Source organism: Mesotoga sp. B105.6.4, assembly GCF_002896535.1.
Classification (GTDB): domain Bacteria; phylum Thermotogota; class Thermotogae; order Petrotogales; family Kosmotogaceae; genus Mesotoga.
On sequence record NZ_JWIM01000076.1, the window covers coordinates 17843 to 36365 of the forward strand.

15 protein-coding genes and 1 pseudogene are annotated in these 18523 nt (G+C 47.3%); 6 read left to right on the plus strand and 10 right to left on the minus strand.

Features of this window, described 5'->3' with window-relative positions; genetic code table 11:
* Positions 1 to 11 precede the first annotated feature (11 nt).
* The 8 genes from buk to RJ60_RS14305 form a co-directional block, all read right to left on the minus strand.
* Entirely contained in the window at positions 12 to 1052 is a 1041-nt protein-coding gene (buk, locus tag RJ60_RS14270; RefSeq protein ID WP_103135191.1) for a butyrate kinase, read from the minus strand.
* Complete coding sequence (locus tag RJ60_RS14275; protein ID WP_103135192.1) at positions 1049 to 2302, minus strand: LeuA family protein; 1254 nt, start codon at positions 2300 to 2302, stop codon at positions 1049 to 1051. The genes buk and RJ60_RS14275 overlap by 4 nt, the downstream gene beginning before the upstream one ends.
* Positions 2302 to 3549, minus strand: a complete 1248-nt coding sequence (locus tag RJ60_RS14280; RefSeq protein ID WP_103135193.1) for a lactate racemase domain-containing protein — start codon at positions 3547 to 3549, stop codon at positions 2302 to 2304. The genes RJ60_RS14275 and RJ60_RS14280 overlap by 1 nt, the downstream gene beginning before the upstream one ends.
* 1 nt (position 3550) lies before the next feature.
* Positions 3551 to 4267 carry an ABC transporter ATP-binding protein gene (locus RJ60_RS14285; RefSeq protein ID WP_103135194.1) on the minus strand — a complete coding sequence of 239 codons (717 nt, stop codon included), beginning with the start codon at positions 4265 to 4267 and terminating at the stop codon, positions 3551 to 3553.
* Between the two features lie 2 nt (positions 4268 to 4269).
* Complete coding sequence (locus RJ60_RS14290; protein ID WP_103135195.1) at positions 4270 to 5028, minus strand: ABC transporter ATP-binding protein; 759 nt, start codon at positions 5026 to 5028, stop codon at positions 4270 to 4272.
* Between the two features lie 12 nt (positions 5029 to 5040).
* A complete protein-coding gene (locus RJ60_RS14295; RefSeq protein ID WP_103135196.1) occupies positions 5041 to 6003 on the minus strand; it encodes a branched-chain amino acid ABC transporter permease in 963 nt (320 codons plus the stop codon).
* A gap of 10 nt (positions 6004 to 6013) precedes the next feature.
* Positions 6014 to 6904 (minus strand): branched-chain amino acid ABC transporter permease, encoded by an 891-nt coding sequence (locus RJ60_RS14300; RefSeq protein WP_103135197.1) that lies wholly within the window; start codon positions 6902 to 6904, stop codon positions 6014 to 6016.
* Positions 6905 to 6973: 69 nt separating this feature from the next.
* On the minus strand, positions 6974 to 8092 hold the full coding sequence (locus RJ60_RS14305) for an ABC transporter substrate-binding protein (RefSeq protein ID WP_103135198.1): 1119 nt from the start codon (positions 8090 to 8092) through the stop codon (positions 6974 to 6976).
* A gap of 412 nt (positions 8093 to 8504) precedes the next feature.
* On the opposite strand from RJ60_RS14305, the gene RJ60_RS14310 reads away from it, so the two are divergent.
* Positions 8505 to 8984, plus strand: coding sequence for a hypothetical protein (locus RJ60_RS14310; protein WP_103135199.1), 480 nt, complete (start codon positions 8505 to 8507; stop codon positions 8982 to 8984).
* Here RJ60_RS14310 and RJ60_RS14315 read toward each other — a convergent pair.
* Positions 8931 to 9770: a radical SAM protein gene (locus RJ60_RS14315; RefSeq protein ID WP_258006360.1), complete on the minus strand. Its 840-nt coding sequence runs from the start codon at positions 9768 to 9770 to the stop codon at positions 8931 to 8933. The two genes, RJ60_RS14310 and RJ60_RS14315, sit on opposite strands and share 54 nt — an antisense overlap.
* A 57-nt stretch (positions 9771 to 9827) precedes the next feature.
* On the opposite strand from RJ60_RS14315, the gene RJ60_RS14320 reads away from it, so the two are divergent.
* The 5 genes from RJ60_RS14320 (at position 9828) to RJ60_RS14340 (ending at position 17683) form a co-directional block, all read left to right on the plus strand.
* Complete coding sequence (locus tag RJ60_RS14320; RefSeq protein ID WP_099829693.1) at positions 9828 to 10205, plus strand: RidA family protein; 378 nt, start codon at positions 9828 to 9830, stop codon at positions 10203 to 10205.
* A gap of 13 nt (positions 10206 to 10218) precedes the next feature.
* Entirely contained in the window at positions 10219 to 12165 is a 1947-nt protein-coding gene (thrS, locus tag RJ60_RS14325) for a threonine--tRNA ligase (RefSeq protein WP_103135200.1), read from the plus strand.
* A 63-nt stretch (positions 12166 to 12228) separates the two neighbouring features.
* Positions 12229 to 13977, plus strand: a complete 1749-nt coding sequence (gene ade, locus RJ60_RS14330) for an adenine deaminase (protein ID WP_103135206.1) — start codon at positions 12229 to 12231, stop codon at positions 13975 to 13977.
* Entirely contained in the window at positions 13970 to 16270 is a 2301-nt protein-coding gene (locus RJ60_RS14335) for a xanthine dehydrogenase family protein molybdopterin-binding subunit (protein ID WP_103135201.1), read from the plus strand. The genes ade and RJ60_RS14335 overlap by 8 nt, the downstream gene beginning before the upstream one ends.
* A 30-nt stretch (positions 16271 to 16300) precedes the next feature.
* Complete coding sequence (locus RJ60_RS14340; RefSeq protein ID WP_103135202.1) at positions 16301 to 17683, plus strand: PLP-dependent cysteine synthase family protein; 1383 nt, start codon at positions 16301 to 16303, stop codon at positions 17681 to 17683.
* 76 nt (positions 17684 to 17759) lie between these two features.
* Here RJ60_RS14340 and RJ60_RS14345 read toward each other — a convergent pair.
* Positions 17760 to 18523: pseudogene (locus tag RJ60_RS14345) on the minus strand (DDE-type integrase/transposase/recombinase); the annotation flags it as partial.

Here is an 18523-nt window from a genome sequence, read left to right on the forward strand (position 1 = left end):
CGATCATCACCTCAGTATTCCAGGGCCTCTTCGATCCCCCGTATTACTCTGTGCGCTCCTTCGGCAAGGCTTTCCATCTCGTATTCTCCCGGGAAAAGAAGAACTCTTATACCCTTCAGTTTCGCAAGAAGTCTTTCTCTGACGTAGTCACACTTCACTACGCCGCCCGTAATGGCAAGGGCGTCGGGAACTCCGTCAAATACCGCCAGCAGACTGTATGAGTATTTTGCAATATTGTAAATGTACGCTTCAAGCGGCATAGAATCGATTTCTCCATTTTTGACGCCTTCGGCGATCCGTTCAACGTCGCGCATTCCGAAGTGGGAAAACAGACCGCCCCTGTGAGCCAGGTATTCGAGATAATCGTCTCTCGAGCGAGCAAACTCCGCCAATTCGTGAGTCGGGAGGGCGCCCGCTCTTTCCACAGAAAAGGGACCTTCCTTGTCACTGTTATAGAGATCGACCATCTTTCCGTTCAGATGGGCGCTTACCGAGGAGCCACCACCTAAATGGGCCACTATGAGCTTCGCTTCTTCGTACCTCTTTCCCAGTTCAGTCGCAGCTTTCTTCGCGACTGCCTTCATGTTCAACGCATGGGAGAGTGAGTTTCTTCTGATCTCCTCTATTCCCGTTATTCTTGCCCACTCGGCGAGTTCGTCCACACTGATCGGGTCGACGGTGAAAGCCGGCATTCCGAATTCCTGAGCCAATTCAAAAGCTATCACGACCGCTGTGTTTGCAGGGTGAATGCCCTGAAGGCCCTTTCTGGCGTCATTGACCATCTCTCTGTTGATGCGGTAAACTCCGGAATTCAGAGGTTTCAATCTCCCCCCTCTGGCCGCCACGGCAGTCAGTTGGGATGGTCTTATCCCGTTTCTGTCCAGTTCTTTGAGGATCTGATCCTTCCTTATTGTGTACTGATCGGGAAAAAGGGGAAGCTCGAGCATACCATCGCCAAGAGAAAGCGTCTTCTTGAACACTTCATTCCCATCTTTGAAGACGGCCACCTTGGTTGATGTCGAACCGGGATTTATGACGAGAATCAGACTCATTTCATGTAATCTCCGACTATTCTCTTGAATTCGTCAGGTTCGAGGACCGTGTTTCTTATTCGTCCTTCCTTTCGCACAATTTCCGTCAGTTCTTCAAGCTGGTCTTCCGTCGCCTGTATGCCCAATCTCTTCAACCAGTATTTTATGCTTGCCTGACCGCTGAAGGCGCCGAGCTTCACGTCTATCTCGCCCATTCCTACGAGCGAAGGAAGGTACGGGGTCATGGCGGCGTTAATTCCGGCCGCATTCAACTTGTCGATTGCATCAACTACGATGCCCGATTCGACCCAGAAGAGACGCTTCCCAACGACCGGCTTATTGTTCGCCACCGGGATTTTCGAAATATCCTCGACCAGTCGCGAAGTGTATCCGATCTTCCTCAGATCGACTCCTGTATCTATCCCCATCAGGAGTTTCAGGCCGGCGGCGACCTCTTCGGTAGCTACGTTGCCCGTCCTTTCGCCAAGCCCGTTGATCGAGCTGTGAATGCCTGATACACCAGCTCTTACTGCGGCGAAAACCGATCCCATTGCCAGACCGAATTCATTGTGAACGTGGAACTCCAGCGGGATGTCCGGAATGGCCTTCCTAAGCTCAGTGAAGATGAACTCGATTGCAAATGGGGAGGCGACTCCAAAGCTATCCACAAAGACAATACTCTCCGGTTTTGCTTGCTTTGCCACTTCTGTGAAGACTTTCAGGACATAATCGGGGGTCGATCTTGTTGCGTCCCAGCCCATGAAGGTTGGCTTCATGCCCTGTTCCTTCGCGTAGAGTATTGCCGAAACGACTCGGTCGATCAGTTTTTCGGGGGATACACCATAGACAAGCTCGTTATCGTATGGATTTACCGCGTGTTCGACAACTACTCGTGTGGCGCCGCAATCGACAGATTCATCGATATCCTTCTTCAAAGACCTTGCGAATGGAACGATTTCCGAATCGAGATCCATGTCAACGAGTCTACGTATAGCCCTCTTGTTCTCGTCGGAGACTATCGGCATTCCGACCTCAATGGACTTCACACCCAAATCATTCAGCGCAACTCCGATTCTCACCCTTTGATCCTCGCTCCAGGTAAGACCGCAAGTCTGTTCTCCATCTCTCAGCGTAACGTCGTGTATGTAGATACTGTCTTTTGCGTTTTCTCCCTGGATATCTCTCTCATAGTTGAGAGGACTCACCCAGCGGGATTCATCGAAGTATGGTGTTCCATTTAGCTTCATGTAATCAAGATCTTTCGGTTTCATTATTGTGCCTCCTTATTCGATATTTCCGGCAATACAAGTGAGTTCTGAAGAACCGCGATGCTTTTGCCGGCCGGCGCCACTCGGTCAACAACCGATTGAATATCTTGATGGACCGTTAACCCGAGTTCATTGAACTGATCTGCAAATTTTGTGTCACTCACAATGTGAATCCTTTTCTTCTCAATAACTTTCCTTACTGCATAGGCCGCCACATACGCTAGCGGGTCTTCGGTGGTAATCATGTCCAGTCTTTCTAGGATCTTTTCTGCCTCCAACTTGAGTAATGAGGCGAATAGAGGATGGTCGCCAAAGCCTTCATCGAGTGACGAGACCATAACGATGTCTCCTCCATTTCTGGTAACAAGATCGGATGTGTACAGAGCTTTGCCGCACTGCCAGAAATCGGTCACGGAGGGGAATGAAGATATCACGGTGACATCGGCCCTTTCCGGGTACTCTCGGAGCAGCTCTTCTCTCGCGACTTTGACGCCTTCTCTGTGTGCAGTTACATGATTGCCCGATACACATCCGGCGATTCTTCCTTCGATATCGTAGTAGAAATTTATTATGAAATCAAGTCCTACTCGTCTTCCGGTTTCATCTATAAGTTCCCTGAACTCATTGTCAAGAACTCCGACGTCGGCCCTGCTCTTCAGTATTGCCATCCTGTGCGACAAAAAGACAGTTTCATATGCAGAGACGCCCGGAATCACAATTTTCGCTCCGCCCGACCATCCGGAGAACCTGTGAGGAACGATCGAACCCACTCCAATTGTGAAGTCGGCTCCAACCGCTTCGTTTATCCTGATCGGCACTCCAAGGAATTCTCCATAGTCTTTCATCCTGCCGGCTGCTTCGGCATCGTGCTGGATGATCTTAGTATCGCGAGAAAAACTGCCAAACTTCTCACTTAGCTCATCAGCCGTCATTTGTCTGTGAGTTCCAGTCGCGACAAGCAAGGAGACTTTGCTCCAGGGAATCTTGTTTTCGACGAAAAGCGATTTCATGAAAGAGAGAGTCTCAAAGATCGGAGAGTGCCTTGTATGATCCTCTACGATCAGGACTATCTCTTTCGCAGATTCCGCAAGCTCCAGGATCGGAGCAGCATCAAACGGCTTCAGTAACGATTCGCGCAGAGAGCTGCCCTCTTCGCTACTCTTAAGAGACGCGGTCGGAGGGAGCACTCTGGCAGTCGGAACTTCCAGCTGAAGCCTCTCCTTCTCTCTATAGTCAAGCGAGAATTTCATCTTACTTGCCGCCGAAGTACATTTCTCGAATTCTCTCGTCGCTCTTCACTTCATCGACAGAGCCTTCAAGTTTTATTTGACCTTGCGATACGATGTAGACTCTGTCGCTCATCGGGAGCGAGAGCTTCGCGTTCTGTTCCACAATCAACATGGTGAGACCCGTATCCTTCACGTAGTTTTTCAGAGTCTCGAATATTCTCTTCACAATAACAGGAGCCAGTCCCATGGAAGGTTCGTCTATCATCATGATCAGTGGATCGGAAACGATGGCCCTTCCAATTGCGAGCATCTGTTGCTCTCCACCGGAAAGCGTGCCGGCCATCTGATTTTTCCGGGACTTCAGTTCCCAGAAAAGCTCATAAACTTTCTCGATGTTTGGGCGAGCCTTTGCGAGTCCAATTCTAGTAGCAGCAACTTCAAGGTTTTCTTGCACGGAGAGTTCTGCGAATACCTGCCTTCCTTCTGGAACGTGTATTACCCCCAACCTGGTGATTTTGTGGGGCGGCAGATGTTGAATCTCTTCTCCGTTCAGCAAGACCTTGCTTCCCGACTCGGAAGCCACTAGTCCGGAAATGCTCTTTAGTAGAGTTGTCTTACCTGCTCCGTTTGGTCCCAGAACAGAGACGACCTCTCCCTTTTGGGCTTTTATAGAGACTTTTCTGAGAGCAGGAACCTCATTATACGAGACTGAAAGATCTATGGTTTCAAGCAAGGCCATAATCAATCCTCCCCCAGGTAGGCTTTAAGGACAAGTGGATCCTTTTCGATTTCGTCGAACTTCCCCTCCGCAATAACCTGACCGAAGTTGAGAACATAGACCCAGTCGGCAACTGCCTTGATAAAGTCCATCGTGTGTTCTACCAGTAGAATCGTTATTCCTCTTTCCTTAAGAATAATCATCAAGTCCATGATCACCTTGAATTCATCTCTAGTCATACCCGCTGCCGGTTCGTCGAGGAAAATCAACTGAGGTTCAAGGGCTAGTGCTCTTGCTATTTCTAGACAGCGTCTCAATCCGTATGCCATGCCGGTAGGAGAGTCATATGCTCTCTCCTCAAGTCCAACAAGCCTCAAGAGCTCGAGAGCCTTCTCTTTGTTCTCACTTTCCTCTCTTCTAAACTTCGGGGTTCCCAAAACGACGCTCAATGGGCCTGACTTGTAAAACGACTTTCGAGCAACCAGAACGTTCTCTATAACTGATAGGTTCTCGAAGAGCCGGATTTTCTGGAATGTGCGCGCAATACCTAATCTACTTATCCTGTTTATGTCCATTTGAGAGATATCCTGATCTTTGTAATACACTTTTCCGCTTGTAATCGGGTGTACTCCTGTTACTACATTTATGAACGTCGTCTTTCCGGAGCCATTCGGACCGATAAGAGCTGTGATATTTCCCTGAGAAATTCCTACCGAAAGTTCATTGTTTGCCACAACTCCGCCAAATCTCTTTGTCAACTTTTCCGTTCTTAGTATGTCCATCTTCAGCCCACCTTACAATGTCTTTGTGTTGCTTCTCTTAAGTTTGAAGACCTTTCTGAAGAGATTCTCAAGTATCGGCCCGAGCCCCATGGGTACGAATATTATGATAACGATAACGATCAGTGAGGTCACCATTAAGTAGTAGTTCTCCCAGCCGCCGAATCTGAGGAATTCCGGCAGAAGAGTGAGCCCGATTCCGCCGACAACTCCTCCGCTCATGTGTCTAAGACCACCAACAACGGCCATCGCAACGAAATTCGATGACTCAAAAAACGTGAATGGTTCGGGCGAAAGAAATCCTGCTAGGTGAGCGTAAAGCGCTCCTGCAAGCCCTGCCAAGCCTGCCGAAAAACCGAAAGCGGCGATCTTTAACTTCTTTGTAGATATTCCGCAGGTCTCAGTGGCCACATCATCGTCATTCATAGCAAGCATCGCTCTGCCGAAGTGAGAGTGCTTGATGCGGTACATAATGAAAACTGACACGAGCAGTATCCCTCCAAAAAGCCAGAACACCTGACCGTAGGAAAGCATGTTATTTCCCACTGAATAGAATGGGATTCCGAAGAAACCATATGGCCCCCCGGTTATCGGTGTGAGATTTATCACGAGCATCCAGACTATTTGCCCGAAGGCGATTGTTACTAGAGATAAGAAGAAGGCCTTTAGTTTGAACGAGGGGATACTCAGCAGGAAGCCCGCAACAACGCTCAGAACTACTCCCGCAATAACCCCAATCGGAATTGGTAGTCCCAGCCGCACAGTGAAGTATGCCGAAGTGTATGCTCCAATTGCGTAAAAACCCGCCTGCCCGAGCGATATCTGGCCAGCGAAACCTGTAAGGAAGACCAACCCTGTTGCAAGGATGGAGTGTATCAAAGCCCTGTTCATTAGGTAAAGGTGATACATGTTATTCGTGAAAAGTGGGAATAGTATTATTAGTAGTATCGCTCCTACAATCAATATCAGCTTCTTCATCTCGCACCCCCTATATCTTCTTGCTCTTCCAGTTGAATATTCCGGAAGGCTTGAGTATTAGAACGGCGACAAGAACCGAGAAGGATATGATGTCTCTGTATGTAGAAGAGATGTAGAGGGTGGAGAAGTTCTCCAGCAATCCAAGAGATATTCCGCCCAGTATCGTCCCGTACGGATTGGTCAATCCGCCGAGAACGGCAGATGCGAACCCTTTGACACCAATTGACCCACCACCAAGTTCTAATGACACGAAGTATATCGGGGCAAGAAGTATACCTGCAATTCCCACCACACACGTGGCCAGTATAAAAGAAAGAGAGGTCGTTACCTTCACATCTATTCCCATAAGAGCCGCGGCTTCCCTATTCTGTGCGGCAGCCCGGAATGATTTTCCTATGAGCGTCTTGTTCAGTAAGAAGTAAATGAATACCATAAGGATTCCGATTACCAAATAGATATTGAGATAGAGAGTAGGAATTCTTATTCCGCCTAAAGAAATGAAGTCTTGGCTTCCCCCAAATACCGGTGGAAATGGCTTGGGCAAAGCCCCATAAGTGACGATTATCAGATTGAGCCAGAAGGTACACAGCATCAATGTTGCAACGACAAATTCAAGCCTACCTCCACCTCTCTTCCTTATCGGCTCATATATGAACGTCCTGAGTCCAAGACCATACAAGGCAATTATCGCCACAGAAAAGACGAAAGAGAGGAAGAACCCCAAATTCGCCAGTGTATAGAAAGTATAGAACAGATACGCCGCTAACATAGCTGATGAAATGTTAGCGAAGTTTATTCTTGAGATCGTCAGCCACAGGAAAACAACTCCGAGCCCTACAAGTCCATACGTAGCACCGATTGAAGCCCCTGAAACAATGATTTGGAGAATGTCTTGAAGCATTATTCACACTCCTTGTCTTGATAAGTGAAGCGGGAGGCAGGCTGAGCACGCCCCCTCCCGCAAAGAGGCTCAGTACAGCTTGTTGATAATCTGCCAGTCCTTTCCATCAAACTGGGAGATTAGACAGACGTTGGTGAAGTTATGGTGTTCATCGCACTTCAGTTCTCCCTGAACACCAACGATATTTGCTTCATTGGCCAGATACTGTGCGAGCTTAGTGCCGTCGGTTCCAACATTCCTCAGGGCATCCGCTAGAAGATACATTCCATCGTAATACGCCTGACCGGGATCGCTCGGTTCCTTTCCGTCCCATCTTGCTTTGTAAGCTTCAACAAAAGCCTGGACCGCGGGATCTGGATCGATCGGGTTAAAACCCTGAACAGAATAGACGCCAATTGCGGCTTCTGGAGCGAGATCTGTAAATGCCGGAACGCCCCATGCAGAGAAACCGATAATCGGCACATCAATCTGCAACTGCCTTAGCTGGTTGACAGTAACGGCGGCCTCGGATTCGTGAGTAAGTCCAATCAAACCGTCGAAGCCTGCGTTTTTGAGCTTCAACAGCTGACCAGTCGCATCCTTGTCTCCTTCCTTGATCTGTTCCATTGCCACAATCTCTATTCCGTACTTGGGAAACTCTTCTTTTGCAACGTCAAGCCCTGCAAGACAGTAATCAGTAGATCCGTAGACGATTCCGGGTTTTTCAATCCCAAGAACCTCAACCGCGTATTTCACAAGCTGAATAACCTTTACTTTGTCGTCAGCTCTGAGTCTGAAAAGAAAATCGTTGGGAATAACTGAGTACCTGAACGAAGGAGAAGTAGCACCGACTAGCATCGGAACCTTGGCCTGCTGAGCCAACGGGTGAACTCCAATAACCGCACTGCTCATGTTAGGTCCAAAAACTGCCACTACGTTGTCCTGAAATAATGCCCTTCTAATAACACTGGAAGCCGTGCTAGGATTGGCAGCATCGTCGTATACAATCATTTCAAGCATATCTCCATTAATTCCACCGGCAGCGTTGATCTCTTCCAGTGCTAACTGAGCACCCATCTTGATGTAGTCGCCCAAAATCGAACCGAGACCGGTAAACGGCGCAACCAATGCGACCTTGATTGTTGCTCCGAATGCCGCAACCCCGATTAACAAGACAATCGCGACTACGAGTACCTTGCTTAACTTCATCCAAACACCTCCATATTTGGGGCCTTCTATAGCAAGCCCCGTTCTTTGGGAAGAAAGATTAACACGAAATGAACGCGATGCATTATACATCATGCACAGTGTATCATTATTTTCTTGAATGGTTTTAATGTCTTCAGAGCCGATCACGATCGGATAATTCAAAATAGGCTTGATTATCAAGCTATAGTTGGACTGATTGCAGTCGGAGGTTGTTTTCTGAAATGGTTTCAGTTCAATATCAGGAGCAGATCAGATGAACGCTTGCCTTACAACGCGGTTCTTTCGCGCTGACGCACAGCCATTCATGAAAGGATCATGAGTTGCTGCTGGTAATCCGCTTTCTTGCTAGCGATTGGTTTATAATAGTTTTTAGAGCATATTTGTGTAGGGGCTCTTTCTGGGGGTGTTGTCTGTGAGAGTGTTCTTTCTGATGATTCTTTCTTTGGTCTTAGTTTCCACTATGATAGCTGTGGAGATCGATCTGGGGATGAGTGTGGATGTTACTCAATCTGATCAAAACAGCCTTAGCTGTGCCAGGCTTTCGCTTCTCGGCAGTATCGGGCCAATCTCTCTGGATATTCCTGTCGCTCAAGTATGGCCTTCAGAAAGAAGGATTGAATTCTCGGATCCGTTCTTGAGTTATGTTGGTCTTAATCTGAAGCTTCCCATTACCGTTCTATACATAAAAGCCGGTTTGGGGGTTCAGGTAAGGGGAGTGATTGACGTACTTGGAGCAAAAATCGAAGGCTGGGATCTTCCAGCCAGAGTTAGGGCCGGCTTCGGCGTTTCCGATTCCGGTCTTTTTCTTGAGGGCGGTTTGAATCTCGATTTCACGCCGTCACTCGAAAATATGGAATTCTGTCCTTACATTGCGGCGGGATTTGTTTTCTAGCTCATTGACCTTGAGTAGTTTGGAAAATTCTTCTTTAACATTTTCAAACGCATCGCCAGTGAGCCATCTCTGCCAGCCGTATTTTCTGTAAATGTCTCTGACTTGAAAAATGTAGTTCATCGGATCTATGTGTACTTCTTCGACCCTTCTTGAAAGCTCGAAGGCAACCCTTGCTGCGTTCATCGGGAGAACCGGACCAACGAAGACGCCAACATTAATGTCGTTGGCAATAAGCATGTCGATTGTCGCTAGCCTTTCTTCAAAGGAAGATGAACCAGGTTCAAGGATCTTTCTGACATCGTTTATGTCCGTAGTGACCGTTATCAAAACCCTTGCTTCTCCTTCGGAGGCTTTCAGCAGGTCAATATCCCTTCTAATCAAAGCGGATTTTGACATCAAGAACACAGGAATTCGGTGAGAGATGAGTATTCTCAGAATTTCACGGGTGATGCCGTATTTTTCTTCTATATGCTGATATGGATCACAGGCCGTACTGAGAAACACGGCGCGCTTGGGATGGTGAGTGATCTCTTTCCTCAGAAGAGAGACAATATTCTTACGAACCTGAACGTCTCTGCCCCATCTGCCGCGGCTGTACTTGAAAGGGCCGATAAACCTTGCAAAACAGTACTTGCAGCCGATTGTGCATCCAACATAAGGATTGACCGTGAAATCCGTCAAAGGGATGCCTGATTTTGTAAGGGCTTTGCTTGCTCTTATCTCTTCAATCATATACAGATAGATTCTACAGTGTTTCTCTTCACGAATGCGTTTTTGAAAGTGCATATGCGTCACTTCATCTATTCTGTAATGATATAATTAACCAAAATAGGAGGTGTTACTGTGTTGAGGGTTATCAGTACTGACAAGGCGCCGGCAGCGGTTGGACCATATTCTCAGGCGATAGCGGCGGGCGGTTTCCTCTTTGTTTCTGGACAGATCCCCCTCAACCCGTTGACCGGTGAACTGGTGACGGATTTCGAAGGAGCATGCAGACAGTCACTAGAGAATTTATTCGCGGTTATCGCCGCCGGCGGGTCGAGTCTGGACAATATCGTGAAAGTGAACATCTATGTTAGAGATATGGGAAAATTCTCGATACTAAACGAAATCTACATGACGTATTTCAAGGAACACAAGCCCGCGAGAGCTGTCGTTGAAGTCTCTAACTTGCCCAAGAATGCGCTGGTAGAAATGGAAGCTGTGGCGATAATACCGTAATCAGGAGGATATCATGGGTATTTCTATAAAGCTGCCCGATGGCACAATCAAGGAGTACGGGCAAAGCGTAACACCATCAGAACTGGCAAGTGACATTTCCGAGGGCCTTGCCAGACGAACCTTCGGTGCTGTTGTCAATGATGAGTTCTGGGATGCAGACAGGCCAATTGAACGGGATGCTTCTGTGAGACTGATTCTCGACAAAGATCCTGAATCGGCTGTCTTCTTTAGGCACACGATGTCTCATATTTTGGCACAGGCTGTCATGAGGATCTATGGCAAGGATCAAGTCAAGCTGGCCATAGGGCCTACAATTGAGAATGGATTTTACTACGACATAGATCTGGGAGATATTAGAATAACTGAAGAGGATTTGCCGAAGATCGAATCCGAGATGGAGAAGATAATCAAGGAAGATCTCACGGTGGAGAGGTTCGAGCTGCCTGTGAGCGATGCAATAGCTCTGATGAAAAATGAGGGCCAGCCTTACAAGGTAGAGCTGATAGAGGATCTTGTAAAGGATACTGGTACTGATAGCGTCACATTCTACAAGCAGGGAGAATTTGTCGATCTTTGCAGGGGACCTCACGTTTCTTCGACGGGCAAGGTTAAGTATTTCAAGCTCACATCTGTATCCGGGGCCTACTGGAGAGGCGATGAGAACAACAAGATGCTTCAGAGGGTTTATGGTACTGCCTTCGCCAAGAAGAGCGATCTCGAAGCTTATCTAAAGATGATAGAAGAAGCGAAGAAGAGGGACCATAGAAAGCTTGGTCCTGCTCTAGGTCTGTTTACAATCAATTACGAATACGCTCCTGGGATGCCGGTTTTCCTTCCGAAAGGTACGGAAGTGTTGAATCAACTCCTTCAGTTCTCCAGAGAGAAGCACATAGAGGACGGTTACAGGGAAGTGAGTACGCCACAGGTCATGTCGGATGCCCTGTGGAGAACATCAGGGCACTGGGATCATTACAGGGACAACATGTACTTCACGGAGAAAGAGGACCAGCAGTTTGCGGTAAAGCCAATGAATTGTCCCGGTCATATCATAGTCTACAAGTCCTCGTCTGTGAGCTACAGGGATCTTCCGATGAAGCTCTTCGAGTTTGGGAAGGTCCACAGATACGAACGTTCAGGTGTCCTGCATGGGCTATTCAGGGTAAGAGGCTTCGTTCAGGACGATGCTCACATATTCTGTACCAGAGAACAGATACAGCAGGAGATCATGGGCGTGATCGACTTCGTAGAGAAGATATACTCGCCTTTCAATTTCGAGTACAGGGCGGAGCTCTCGACGAGGCCTGAAGATTACATGGGCGAAGTGGAGCTCTGGGATATTGCTACAAAGGCACTTGAAGATTCTCTGAAGGCAAAGAATATGGAGTTCAAGGTCAATGAAGGTGATGGGGCGTTTTACGGTCCTAAGATCGATTACCATATAAAGGATTCTTTAGGAAGGGAATGGCAGTGCGCCACTATCCAGCTCGATTTCATGATGCCCGAGCGCTTCGGAATCAAGTATGTGGGCTCCGACAACGAGGAATACCAGCCAGTTATGATTCACAGAGCCATCTACGGCTCAGTTGAGAGATTCATGGGAATACTTATCGAGCACTTCGCAGGAGCCTTCCCAACGTGGTTTGCTCCGACCCAGGTTGCGGTTATTCCAATAGCCGACAGACACATCGAATACGCCGAGTCAGTCGCTTCTGAACTGAAGAACAAGGGGTTCAGAGTCGAGGTTGATGACAGGCAGAAATCTACAAACTACAAGATACGGGATGCTCAGATGCAAAAAGTGCCCTATATGTTGATAGTCGGTGATAGAGAAAGAGAGCGCGGCACCGTATCTGTAAGACTGCGTAGTGAAAAAGATCTTGGATCCATTGAACTTGACAAGTTTATCGAGAAGCTCTCTGAAGAGATCAAAACTAGAAGGGCCACGAGTGTTTTTGAATGATAGAGAGACCCCTGCAATGCGGGGGTCTTGTTTTCCTATCCGAGAACTCCTCGAAAGGAGGCGATTGGCACGAATATCATTGATATTATTCCGGTAGCGCGGGGTGACAAGCCGGCCGACGTTCTGCTGAAGAACTGCAAAGTGGTCAATGTGTTCAGTGGCGAGGTTGAAGAAGCGAATCTTGCTCTTTTCAGGAAGAGAATAGCCGGAATTGGCGATTACGAAGAAGGTGTTGAAGTTATAGATCTTGAAGGCTCATTCGTAGTGCCCGGCCTTATTGATGCGCATCTTCACATAGAATCGTCGATGGTGTCACCGGTTGAGTTTTCAAAGACGATTCTAGCAAGAGGGACAACGACCGCAATAGCAGACCCTCACGAGATTGCAAACGTAATGGGGCTTACCGGTATAGAGTACATGATAAGATCTACGGAAGGTGTTCCTGTCAATCTGTATATCATGATTCCTTCGGCCGTCCCTGCTTCGACAATGGAGACCTCCGGCGCAACGATCAGTGTAATGGATATGATAGGCTTTGTGGAGAAGTTTCAAAACAGAGTTCTCGGGCTGGGAGAGGTGATGAATTTCCCCGATATCATAAACGGTGATCGTGATTCAATAGCGAAAATCGAATTGATCCGTCACAAATACAAGAAGATAGATGGACATATCCCTGGAGTTCTTGGCAAACCGCTCAATGCTTACATTTGCGCCTTTGTGCGATCGGAGCATGAATGCACATATGTTGAGGAGGCGCGTGAGAAGCTTTCAAGAGGAATGCAGATTCTCATGAGAGAGGGCAGTGTTGAGAGAAACCTCGTTCCGCTTCTTCCACTAATAAATGACAAGACCTATCCGTTCGTCTCTTTCTGTACCGATGACAAGCACCCTGACGACATCATCAGAGAAGGTCATATCGATCACAATATTAGAAAGGCCATAAAACACGGGATAGATCCGATAATCGCAATAAGGGCTGCGACTATCAATACGGCCAGACATTACAATCTCAGATCGATGGGTGCCATCGCGCCCGGATACAAGGCAGACCTAGTAGTGGTCGATGACCTCAAGTCCTTCAACCCCAGAATGGTTTTCAAAGACTCCAGGGTGGTTGCAAGAGATGGAAAATTGGTTGCTGACGTGATATCCAGAAGCTTTCCGCAGGAAAAAACGAATACATTCAAGTGCCAGAGAATCAATGAGAGCGACTTGGCTGTCCGAGCCAGAAGTAAATTCATTAGGGTGATAGAGCTTCTTGGGAGCGAGGTTCTTACAGGAGGCTCCATCGTGGAGGCGAAGGTAGAGGAAGGGAACGCAGTCAGCGATACTTCTCGAGACGTTTTGAAGCTCGCCGCTATTTGCAGATATTGTGAAGGGAAATCCATGTCGGTAGCATTTGCGAAGGGATCTGGGTTGAAGAAGGGGGCGGTGGCAACATCTGTCGGTCATGATTCTCACAATCTGGGAGTCTTGGGGGTTAGTGATTCAGACATGGTTTTTGCCGCCAATAGAGTGATTGACATGGGTGGAGGTCTTGTTGCAGTAGTAGATGGAAAGATAATATCTGAACTGCCTCTGAAGATCGCTGGACTGATGTCGGATCTGACAAGCAGGGAAGTGGCTGAGAGACTGGTGGAGTTGAAGGAAGCGACAAAATCAATGGGAAGCATTCTTCCTGACCTTTTCATGACGCTCTCTTTTGTTCAGCTTTCAGTTATTCCCAAGTTGAAGCTAACGAATCTCGGTCTCGTCGATGTAGAGAAGAACGATTTCGTACCGCTTTTCGTTGAGGAGGATGAAGATGTCTGATTCACAAGAGAGAGTTGTTGGCAGAAGAATCAAGAGGGTAGATGCCCTGGAGAAGGTCGATGGCCGGGCTAAATTCGCTGCCGATATTTCTTTTGACAGACAGGTCTATTGTGCTCTCGTGATCGCGAGGAAGGCGCACGGAGTTCTGACGTCGATTGACGTTTCAGCTGCCATGAAACTTCCCGGAGTTGAAGAAATCTTCACCTGGAAGGATATTCCCGGTGAGAATCAGCTAGGCGATGTGGTGAGGGATATGCCATGTTTGGTCAGGGAAGGGGAAAAGGTCAGGTTCTATGGTGATGTTATAGCTGTGGTTGCCGCACAAAGCAAGAGAATTGCCGAAGAAGCCGCGGATCTAGTCAAAGTTGAGATTCAGGAATTGGAGCCGGTTTTGACAATAGAAGACGCTTTGAAGAATGAGATTCTGGTCCATGAGGATACGAACGTTGGTGTGTCGAAGAGGATAAGAAAGGGCAATGCCTCGAAATATATCGAGAACTCAGAACTCGTTTTTGAAGGGGAATTCTATGCCCATTATCAAGAGCAGGCTTATATGGAGACCCAGGGAGTAATAGTAGTGCCGGATATCGACTACGGATTCACTGTATACGGATCGATGCAGTGTCCTTACTATGTGCAGGGGGCAGTGTCACACGTTCTCGATGTCCCGATGAGCAGGATCAGAGTAATTCAGACCGAGACGGGCGGAGCGTTTGGAGGTAAGGAAGACGTTCCGTCTTACGTTGCTTCTTATGCGGCCGTAGCAGCATACAATTTAAAAAGACCTGCGAAGCTCATTTATTCAAGAGAAATCGATATTCAGACCACTTCTAAGCGCCATCCAGTTAAGTCTTATTATAAAGTTGCGCTTGAAGGAAAGAAAATCAAGGCGATGCAGATTAAGGCTTATATGGATATGGGAGCTTATGCCACGCTCACACCAATCGTCATGTTTAGGACGCTTGTGCATGCGGCGGGAGCTTACGAGATTGAAAATGTCGATGTCGATGTTTGCGCCGTCTACACCAACAAGGTTCCACCCGGAGCTTTCAGGGGTTTTGGATCGCCGCAGGTTCTCTTTGCAGTTGAAAGTATGCTTGATGATATAGCTTTTCAGATGGGGTTCGATCCCATGGAGTTCCGAGAAATCAACACGCTAAAGAGAGGATCGAGAACTTCTACAGATCATCTTCTGCTTAACAGTGTCGGAGCACCGGAGACTCTATCGAGAGTCAAGAAGGCTTCGAACTGGCAGAGACTTGTGGCAGAGACAGAGCGGTTCAACAAGGAAAACGATGATTTTAAGAGGGGTGTGGGAGTTTCTCACATCTTCTATGGAGTAAGTCTTGGCGCCGGTGGACAGGCTCTTGACAAGTCGGGTGCGCACGTTCTGATTAATAGAGACGGATCTGTAGAAGTAAGAATCGGTGGAACGGAAATGGGACAGGGCGCAAAAACAGTAATTGCGATAATGGCTGCCGAAGAGCTGGGTCAGAGTATAGAAAAAATCCTTGTCCATCAGCCGGACACGGCCTTTGTCCCTGACAGTGGACCGACAGTGGCCTCCAGGACTACTATCTATTCAGGGAACGCGGTAAGAAGCGCATGTATTGCATTGCGAGAGAAATTGGTTGGCGTATTCTGCGAAATAACGGGCGGCAGTCTCGCCGGTGTGAAGTTTGGAGGCGGCTCTGTTTATTATGAAGATGGAAAGAGAATGCGATTCGATGAAATAGTCGAAGAGGCCTACAAGAGAAATGTCAAGTTGTTTGAGACAGGTTGGTATGAGACTCCCAAATTGAGTTTTGACATGGAAAACGGGATAGGCGAGGCATACGTTACCTACTCTTATGCGAGTCAGGTTGTACAGGTTGAAGTCGATTTGGCAACGGGCTCAATCAAAGTTTTGAAGGCTTTCACAGCTCATGACGTGGGAAAGTCCGTAAATCCCGAAGGAGTTATTGGTCAGATACAAGGTGGTTTTGCTCAGGGGATGGGGTACGCGATTTACGAGGATTTGAAGCAGAGAGATGGAAGGATCGTTTCAGATAATTTCAACACTTACATTATTCCAACGGTCCACGAAATCCCTCATGAGTTGGTCATTGATGTCGTTGAAGACCCCTTCCCAGAAGGGCCATATGGAGCCAAGGGGATAGGCGAGCCCTCACTTATGCCTGTTCCTGCAGCAGTTGCTAACGCTGTTTCTATGGCTATAGGAAGGCGAGTAAGGCAGGTACCGGTTACTCCTGAGTACGTGCTTCGACTAACTGAAAGTGATTTTTCTTCATAATACAGTAGTTAGTTAACAAGGAGGCTTATAATGGCTAAGTTTGTGCTTGGTCCAACGTTCGAAGAAATGCTGCATCCAGATAAGATCGACAGAAAAACGAGAGAGATCGCCTGGAAGATGAGAAAGGAAGATCCTCTGGATCCGATCAACCTGTTTAACATCTCATGGAGAGACATTGAAAACAGGATCTACTACTTCGTACTTCCAAAAGAATTTACAGGAGTCGATGCAAATATTGTTGTCCTGTACGGAAAGGATTTTCCAACAGGCAGCCACAAGGTGGGAGCGACTTATTCGATTTTGATGGAAAAGGTTTTGAGAGGCGAAGTGGATCCAACTTATCACACCCTTGTCTGGCCGTCCACGGGGAACTATGGAATTGGCGGGGCTTGGGTAGGTTGCAGAATGAAATTCGATTCCGTGGTAATTCTGCCGGAAGAGATGTCCTCTGAGAGATTCGACATAATTAGAGAGTATGGTGCGAGAGTTATAGCAACCCCCGGTTGTGAGTCGAACGTGAAGGAGATTTACGACAAAGCAAAGGAATTGAAGGCAGCCAATCCAGAAAAAGTTCGTGTTCTCAATCAGTTTGAAGAGCTCGGAAATTACAGATTTCATTATTATGTGACAGGAAACACGATTCTGGAGATGATGGACGAGCTCAGGCTCGGCAACGGCAGGGTCTCCGCAGTTGTTGCAACCGTCGGTTCTGCCGGAACAATAGCTTGTGGAGACAGGATAAAAGAAGTGTATCCTGAGGTCAAAATCGTTGCCGGTGAGCCTGTGCAGTGTCCGACTCTTTCGCTCAATGGCTATGGCGGCCACGACATTCAGGGAATCGGAGACAAACACGTGACCTGGATTCACAATGTGATGAACAACGATGCCGTTGTCGCGCTTGACGACATTGAATGCAAGAAATTGCTCCAGGTTATGACCGATGGCGAGGGCAAGAGCTTCTTGAAGGAGTTTTTGAAGGAAGAAGATGTAGAGACAATGGCAGATATATTTGGCATCTCGGGAGTTGCGAATGTTGTCGGTGCGATAAAGATGGCGAAGCACTACAAAATGACCGACAAAGATAACATCGTGACCATTGCTACAGACAACATGGATCGTTATCATTCTGTGATGGCGAACATGACAAAGACTTACGGTAGCCTCACCAGGGATGAAGCAAAGCACAGGTTCGAATCGTTTGCCCTCGGAGCAAAGACGGACTGGATATTCGAAGGGACAATGGAGAACCGCATGAGATGGCACAATTTGAAGTATTATACCTGGGTTGAACAACAGGGGAGGACAGTTGACGAACTCAACAGCACGATGTCTCAAGATTTCTGGAAGGCTGAAAGTGGAAAGATTGGTGAGATCGACAGGCTCCTCCTAGACTACCGCGAAAAAACCAGATAGTCTAGAAGCGTAATTTTATGCGTAATGCATCATAATTAAATCTACTCAAGAGAGAGTTAATGCATCAAAATAGAATCTATTCAAAATCGAATTGAAGGAGATTAAGAACACCTCCCTTTGAGTTAGATTTAGACTTCATTATCTGTATATCAACGAGTAATTCCTGAGAATGTGCTATATTACTCTTGAGTATATATAAATCTAGGGCTTCGTGAACCTTGCGAAGCTCATCTTTTTTTGTGTAGTCAATCCAGGGAGAGTTAAGTACTCTTTCGTAGGGAGTAGCGAACTTGTCGTATTTCTTCACTATTCTTGTACCATCTCTGGTCTTTTGGATCAGCTTTTGAGTAGGCTGGAAATGGTTGTTGTAGAGATTCAAGCTTGCATATAGCTCCTTCAAGATAGTCAGTTCCTCCAAAGTGTCGTATCTGTAATAGCCAACGGCCCTTCTTACCAAAGACCAATTCTTCTGTTCCACATGTGGATTATCGTTCTTGTTGTAACTCCGGGTTCTGGTAAAGACCAATCTTTCATCCAAGCAATACTTATACAAATGAGCATTGATAAACTCCGAGCCATTGTCGGAATGAATTCCCAAAAGAGGGAAAGGAAGTAACTCTCTCAATGCGATTATAGCTTCAAGGGTCCATCTTTGAGCTTTGTTCCTTATTGGTGCAACGACACTCCAACCACTGGCAACATCTACCATATTAAGGCTATAACAGAATTCTCCCGAGCTATTACCTCCTTCGTGACCGACAAGATCCACCTCAACAAAACCTGGTTTTGTGTCATCCCATTCGTGATGCGTCTTTATCCTTATGTGTTTCTTCAAGAGAG

Excerpts from the sequence above, each read along its gene's own strand:
- RJ60_RS14305 (WP_103135198.1), bottom strand. The coding sequence starts at position 8,092 with ATGAAGTTAAGCAAGGTACTCGTAGTCGCGATTGTCTTGTTAATCGGG.
- RJ60_RS14335 (WP_103135201.1), top strand. The coding sequence starts at position 13,970 with ATGTCTGATTCACAAGAGAGAGTTGTTGGCAGAAGAATCAAGAGGGTA.
- thrS (WP_103135200.1), top strand. The coding sequence starts at position 10,219 with ATGGGTATTTCTATAAAGCTGCCCGATGGCACAATCAAGGAGTACGGG.
- RJ60_RS14290 (WP_103135195.1), bottom strand. The coding sequence starts at position 5,028 with ATGGACATACTAAGAACGGAAAAGTTGACAAAGAGATTTGGCGGAGTT.
- RJ60_RS14275 (WP_103135192.1), bottom strand. The coding sequence starts at position 2,302 with ATGAAACCGAAAGATCTTGATTACATGAAGCTAAATGGAACACCATAC.
- RJ60_RS14315 (WP_258006360.1), bottom strand. The coding sequence starts at position 9,770 with ATGCACTTTCAAAAACGCATTCGTGAAGAGAAACACTGTAGAATCTAT.
- RJ60_RS14285 (WP_103135194.1), bottom strand. The coding sequence starts at position 4,267 with ATGGCCTTGCTTGAAACCATAGATCTTTCAGTCTCGTATAATGAGGTT.
- RJ60_RS14340 (WP_103135202.1), top strand. The coding sequence starts at position 16,301 with ATGGCTAAGTTTGTGCTTGGTCCAACGTTCGAAGAAATGCTGCATCCA.
- RJ60_RS14300 (WP_103135197.1), bottom strand. The coding sequence starts at position 6,904 with ATGCTTCAAGACATTCTCCAAATCATTGTTTCAGGGGCTTCAATCGGT.
- RJ60_RS14280 (WP_103135193.1), bottom strand. The coding sequence starts at position 3,549 with ATGAAATTCTCGCTTGACTATAGAGAGAAGGAGAGGCTTCAGCTGGAA.
- RJ60_RS14295 (WP_103135196.1), bottom strand. The coding sequence starts at position 6,003 with ATGAAGAAGCTGATATTGATTGTAGGAGCGATACTACTAATAATACTA.
- buk (WP_103135191.1), bottom strand. The coding sequence starts at position 1,052 with ATGAGTCTGATTCTCGTCATAAATCCCGGTTCGACATCAACCAAGGTG.